This window comes from Streptococcus lactarius (assembly GCF_016642265.1).
Lineage (GTDB): Bacteria > Bacillota > Bacilli > Lactobacillales > Streptococcaceae > Streptococcus > Streptococcus lactarius.
The window spans coordinates 42,184-48,249 of sequence record NZ_MRXX01000007.1 but is presented as its reverse complement, the minus strand read 5'-3'; the positions used below and the strand labels follow the sequence as shown (position 1 = coordinate 48,249).

8 protein-coding genes are annotated in these 6,066 nt (G+C 36.3%); 3 read left to right on the top strand and 5 right to left on the bottom strand.

Going from position 1 to position 6,066, the window contains the following annotated elements:
• Positions 1 to 162 precede the first annotated feature (162 nt).
• From BTU61_RS05720 to BTU61_RS05710, 3 genes are all read left to right on the top strand, one after another.
• Positions 163 to 741 carry an HD domain-containing protein gene (locus BTU61_RS05720; RefSeq protein WP_200772725.1) on the top strand — a complete coding sequence of 193 codons (579 nt, stop codon included), beginning with the start codon at positions 163 to 165 and terminating at the stop codon, positions 739 to 741.
• Positions 742 to 877: 136 nt separating this feature from the next.
• The gene (locus tag BTU61_RS05715; RefSeq protein WP_200772724.1) at positions 878 to 1,726 is read left to right on the top strand and encodes a Cof-type HAD-IIB family hydrolase; all 849 of its coding nucleotides are present in this window, start codon (positions 878 to 880) and stop codon (positions 1,724 to 1,726) included.
• A complete protein-coding gene (locus tag BTU61_RS05710) occupies positions 1,727 to 2,344 on the top strand; it encodes an SGNH/GDSL hydrolase family protein (protein ID WP_200772723.1) in 618 nt (205 codons plus the stop codon). It abuts the gene before it with no gap.
• A gap of 163 nt (positions 2,345 to 2,507) precedes the next feature.
• Here the strand turns inward: BTU61_RS05710 and BTU61_RS05705 are convergent, their stop codons facing one another.
• From BTU61_RS05705 to BTU61_RS05685, 5 genes are read right to left on the bottom strand one after another with little or no spacing between them, the layout of a single operon-like run.
• A complete protein-coding gene (locus tag BTU61_RS05705) occupies positions 2,508 to 3,143 on the bottom strand; it encodes a TipC family immunity protein (RefSeq protein ID WP_200772722.1) in 636 nt (211 codons plus the stop codon).
• A gap of 19 nt (positions 3,144 to 3,162) precedes the next feature.
• Positions 3,163 to 3,669, bottom strand: coding sequence for a hypothetical protein (locus BTU61_RS05700; protein ID WP_200772721.1), 507 nt, complete (start codon positions 3,667 to 3,669; stop codon positions 3,163 to 3,165).
• Positions 3,666 to 5,294, bottom strand: a complete 1,629-nt coding sequence (locus BTU61_RS05695; protein ID WP_200772720.1) for a polymorphic toxin type 44 domain-containing protein — start codon at positions 5,292 to 5,294, stop codon at positions 3,666 to 3,668. The genes BTU61_RS05700 and BTU61_RS05695 overlap by 4 nt, the downstream gene beginning before the upstream one ends.
• Entirely contained in the window at positions 5,285 to 5,632 is a 348-nt protein-coding gene (locus tag BTU61_RS05690; RefSeq protein ID WP_244967033.1) for a cingulin, read from the bottom strand. The genes BTU61_RS05695 and BTU61_RS05690 overlap by 10 nt, the downstream gene beginning before the upstream one ends.
• A gap of 5 nt (positions 5,633 to 5,637) precedes the next feature.
• Positions 5,638 to 5,916: a TIGR04197 family type VII secretion effector gene (locus tag BTU61_RS05685; protein ID WP_200772718.1), complete on the bottom strand. Its 279-nt coding sequence runs from the start codon at positions 5,914 to 5,916 to the stop codon at positions 5,638 to 5,640.
• Between the last annotated feature and the right edge of the window lie 150 nt (positions 5,917 to 6,066).

Here is a 6,066-nt window from a genome sequence, read left to right as displayed (position 1 = left end):
TGTCCCACTCTCTTTTTTACTTGTCCTTGTAGTCTTGTTAGAAAAATGAAGATGCTCCGAAAAAGAGGGAAATTTTCTTTTTGCAAATATGGGAATTCATTTATGGAGACCCTGATTTTTGGTATGATAGTCGTAATTTCGAATAGGGAGGTTGGAGTCGCCATGAGTGATTTGAATCAGACAGTTGAATTTATTAAAGAAATCGAGAAATTAAAGTCGGTAACAAGGTTTAATAGAACCCTTGATGGACGGTTTGAAAATAGTGCCGAGCATTCCTGGCAGGGTGCCATAGCTGCGATGGTTCTTCAAGATTATTATCCTGAAAAATTGAATATGGAAAAAGTGATTTCTATGTTACTGATTCATGATTTAGGTGAGATTTATGCTGGAGATACTTGGGTGTTTGATGATGAAAAAAAGCTTCATTCTCATGATAGAGAGCTAGAATCTATAGAAAAAACAATGAGTATCCTTCCAGAAGAAAAATATTTACAAATGAAAAATTCTTGGTTGGAATTTGAAAAAGGTCAGAGTGCTGAGGCAAGATATGCAAGAGTGATCGATGCATTGGTTCCATTGATTAATCACTTGGAAGTTTCAGAATTACATTATAATCCTGATAATATTAGTGCAGATATAGTATTAGAAAAGAAAAAGTTCATAAAAAGTGAATCCGAAGAATTATGGAAACTGACGGAAGACTTGATTCAGGAAAGTGTAGAAAAGGGATTATATTCATGATATCCCTTGGTCTTTAGTAGCAACTTTTAGACTAAAAGGAAACCACCTGTTTTCACGGGTGGTTTTGACTTGCTTGATCTGTGGTATAATGGGAACAGATAGTTTGCACCCTATGAAAGGGAAAAGGTTAGATTGTATGATTAAGTTGATTGCAACAGATATGGATGGAACCTTATTAGATGAACGAGGAGAGGTGGACCTTCCGCGTCTGGAAAGGCTGTTGGACCACTTGGATCAAAAAGGGATTCGCTTTGTCATTGCGACGGGAAATGAAATCCATCGCATGCGCCAGCTTTTAGGCCCCTTGGTCAAGCGGGTGACCTTGGTCGTCGCCAACGGAGCTCGGATTTTTGAGAATGACCAGATGGTTTTAGGAAAATTCTGGGATCGAGAATTGGTGGAGGCGGTTCTTGCTTATTTTAAGGGCCGGGAAATTTCAGATCAGTTGGTCGTATCAGCTGTCAATGGGGGCTTTGCCAAGGCAGGAACGGTCTTTACAGAAGTCGAAAAATTCATGCAGCCGGAAGTGATTGAAGCCTTGTACAAGCGAATGAAGTTTGTTCCGGAATTGACAGCCGATTTGTTTGACCAGGTGCTTAAAATGAGCTTGGTGGTTGGCTTGGATCGTATTGATCATGTGAGTCAGGAAGTCCAGCAGGCTTTTGGAGATCAGCTCATGGCGGTTTCGAGCGGTTTTGGGAGCATGGATCTCTTACAAGCAGGCATTCACAAGGCCTGGGGATTGGCTCAATTAATGGAGAAATGGCAGCTTGATGCCAGCCAGGTCATGGCCTTTGGGGATAGCGGAAACGACATCGAAATGCTTGAAATGGTGGGTCACTCCTATGCTGTGGCCAATGCAGAAGAAGCTGTCAAGGCTGTTGCCAAACACCTAGCACCGAGCCATCAAGAAGGCGGTGTCTACCAAGTGATTGAAGAGTATCTGGGATTGACGCCCTGGGAACAAGTGAAAGGAAAGAACTAGATGCTTCCACAACTCACAAAAGAGCAAGAGAATATTTTAATGACTTACCGAAAGCTCAATCAAGCTTCTTTGAAGGAGCCAGGCTTGATTTTCCTCGGAGACTCTATTGTAGAGTATTTCCCTATCCATGAACTACTCCAAAGTCCGAAATACATGGTCAATCGTGGGGTGCGTGGCTATCGGACAGATCTCCTTCGAACGCATCTAGACGCCCATGTCTTTGGAACGGCGGTGGATCAGATCTTTCTCTTGATCGGGACCAATGATATTGGAAAAGAAATTCCTCAAAAGGAAACCTCAGACAATGTAGAAGCGGTCTTACAAGCGATCATGCGGGATTTTCCATTGACGAAAATCAACCTGATCTCGGTTCTACCAGTCAGTCAAGAAGAGCGCTACAAGCAGAAAGTCTCTATCCGGTCCAATGAAAAAATTCAGGCCCTCAATCAGGCCTACAGAGAATTGGCACAAGTCTACCACCAGGTCGGCTATGTCGATGTGTATTCGTCTTTATTGGATGAAGTGGGGCAGTTAGCAGAAGCCTATACGACAGATGGCCTCCACTTAAGTGTGGCCGGTTACCGCATCCTAGCCCAAGCTCTGCAGGAGACGTTATAGAAATAGCATCTGTAGCGGGCAACTAGCGTTAACAGTAAAAGCCATGGTTTACATGGTTTTTGGCTTGTCTATAATTAGAGTTAACCCAATTTTTTATGCATACAAATAAGCGAGCTTCATGACAAAGCTCGCTTTTTCTGTTATGAAAGAAATAACTTATTTTCTAGTTCTTCGATAAATCATCTCTCCAAATATCCTTGACGGTTACATCGCCCCAATTTTTAGTGCTAAAGCGGCTGGAGTAGATGGAGGTCCAATCTTTCAGGACTTTATTACGGAGTACGTCATCTGCTTCCTTGCGAATGTCTTCAACAGTCTTTCCATGTTTCTCAAGAAATGCTTCCACTTGAGACTGATGATAATATCTCACATGTTTCTCATCCTGATACCACATAAAACGTTCTAATTGTTGATTGTTTACATCGTACAGGTACTCTACATTTATAGTTGTCTCTGTATCTGGAATTCTCAAACGCATTTCTACCCCAACTTTTGTCATCCCTTGAAATCCAAAATAAAAATAATAACCTAGAAATTGAATATCATTTGGTAAATCTTCACTTTCATAGTCAATAGAATGAATGGAAATTTCTTGAGAATCATTATCGACAATTTTTAAACCTTTTAACTGATAAAAAGCTCTACCATTCCAGAGAAAAGAATAATTATGATAATCACTTTCCTCATAGTATATTTCATCAAAAATATTGTGAATCCGCTGATATTTATAATACTGAAAGCTACCAAAAGATAAACACAAGGCTATAAAAATTGAAATAAATAATCGTTTTCTCTTCATTTTACTTTTCTAACACCCTCTATTCACCTGTCACCTGCGCTTCAAATCTAATGTCTCTGTCTGAAATATTTGTTATTTTTATTTGTTTTGAGTTTGGAATCTCAAATTCCCAAGATTCTTTAGATTGAAGAACGATACCTTCTTTTGATAAATATATACTATTATTTGGTTCATTTTTTATTACTTTTGTTGGAATATTACTTGATGATGAGTAGATTTCACTAATTTCTTGCTTCAAAACATCATAGTTAGTCCCTACAAGACTTCCTTCTCCCTTCTGCCACCATGAGGATCTCCCAGATAATTCTAATTTCCCTCCGGAAATCTTAGATAGATATAATTTTGGGGAAAATTCTTTTTGTTTTGAGGTTGGAACTTTTAAAACTATGGAATCACCTGGTTTCAAGGTGTAACTCGCATTTTTGAAGTACAAATAAATATAACATGTAAATACAATTGTTACAATAATAACCAATCCTGAACATCCTAGATTCCATTTATTCAGTTGTTTTCTCTTGTTGTTCACTTATTATTCTCCTCATATGAATCTATACCATCTTGGATTGCAGAAGCATCTCCTTCATTATCACCAAAATTCCCATTTGATTTATTTTTGAAAAATTTAACAACATCTTTATCTGAGGCCAATTGAGCTAAACCTGCATAATCTTTGATATGCTCATCATCCATTCCTAAATACCCTTTTGCCACATATCCAAACAGATAGTTCCCTAAATAATCATCTCTTAAGTTACCTTCCCACTTACGTGACCAAAGTGAAAATTCAAGTTCATCATTATAATTTCTACTCTTTAAATCTAAAGGTTTTCCAGTTTTTACCAAGTTTACAAAATCAGTAAGGTCAATACCAACCTGTGTCAAATCTGCTGAATTTATCATTATATCATCTCCAGGACTTTTCCATACTTTTCTACCTTCGTTAATTAGATAGTTTCTTTGTTTCATGTCTCTTTCATGAATAGATAAAATATCATCAGCTAGATTATTAGATACTTTCCTTATATCTATCCCTGATTTTTTTAATTCAACATTAAGATTATCCTCAATAGTATCTTTAATCTTGCTATCAACATCTTTCCAATCTTTATCTTTTGTTAACTCCTTTCTCTTCTTCCAATATTCTTCAAAAGCTTCTTTATTATTATAAAATAGATAATCTTCATAAGTTTTCACAATTAGATCAGCTTTTTTATTCAAATCTCCATTACTATTTTTAATTTTCTCAACTTTTTCATTAAGTTTCTCTGGATTAGCTCTATTGGCAGCCTCCACTTTCAATTTTTCTGTCACAATCTTAGGTAGTTGAGCTTGAGTATGGTGTCTAACAAAAGTTTCTAGAGTTTGGAATTCTTGTTCAGTAAGTTCTTTTCCACTTTCTAACTTGATTAAAATATTCTGATATTTTTTATAAAACTCATTATCTTCCTTCGAAGATTTGTATTTTACAGACTCAATCTTCTGCTCCTTCATTTTATCAAACCAAGTCATGTCTACACCATCTACATAGTAGTTACCATTATTATCAACAATAATCTTACTTAGTTGTGTGGCACCTTGGATGGCTAAGAATAAAACTTGTAGGCTATCACTGAAATATTGAGAAACCTGCAACACAAACCATTCTAACTTCTCAATTTTGTCTTTCAGTTCGTCAATCCCCATCTGTAATTGGTATTCCAACTCATGTAAGGCATTATTTTTTGAGATATGATTTCCCAAATTTCCAGTTCCTAAAGCACCTATTATACTCCGAAGTTTTTCGTTTTCCCTTATCTGTGATTTTACTTCTGCTAACTGTTTTTCTCTTGTTTCTTTCTGAGTTTTCAAATCATCTAAATCTAACTCGCCAAATCCTGAAATGACGGCATCTGCACTCTTATATGAGGACAACTCTGTCTGAATGTCATCTATAGCTGATTGAAGTTTTTTTATTGATGGAATGATGATCTCTGAAAATAGATTTTTCCCTGCAGTGTATGCTGCACCCTGTAATTTACCTGATTCAAGGACAGAAATTAAATGATCACTACCACTAGAGAGTCTGTCTGTTATTTCATTTGCAATCTCAATATTACTATTCATTGCCTCAATCAATGAACTTGACTCTGAAGGACTATACTTTATTCCCATGGTAGACTATTCCTTTCATGTATTAACTTTTCTTTTTTCATGTCTATATCTTTTAATAATTTCTTTGCTTCATAATCAAAGCCGTCAATCTGATTATTCACATATTGTTCAACTTTCAATTCTAGCTCTCTCGTTTCTTGGATGAATCCTTGATTTTGTAGATTTACTGATAGTCTTTGTTCTGCATTAATAGAAATGTTTCTAAATTGCTCTATAAAATTCTCCAAAGATTGTTCATGACGTTTTTTCAAATTACGAAGTTCATCTTCTTCATGTTCGAGTTGAACTATTTGGTGAAATAGTCTATCTCTCTCTTTTTCATTAATGTCTTGTTTCACTAGACTTAACTCCTCCAACGTTGAGCCTGCTCAATATCTCTTTTTTCCATTGTTTCAGCAATTTGAGGAAATTTATTAGCCTGAATTAAAACAGCTTCACTAAATTTTCCAACTGCTTCAAGCATTTGATTGGTTACTTCTTTACCATTTTCCATCCCTGTAATACCAGAAGAATAACTAAACTCGACTTGTTTGTTCTCTTTCTGAGATACATCTAGACCAAGTAATTCACCAATAGCAGCCTGAGCTTCTATTGGACTGGACTTAATTTGAACTTTATCCATAATACGTTCCTCCTCTAACAATTCATTTTAAGTTCTATCTTATCATACTTTTTAGGAAAAGACATTTAACTTCCATATAGAAGAGATATGAATGATATATCAAAAAGCCCAACCAGGAGTCTGGGACAAAAGTTCTAGCCTCTCAATTAT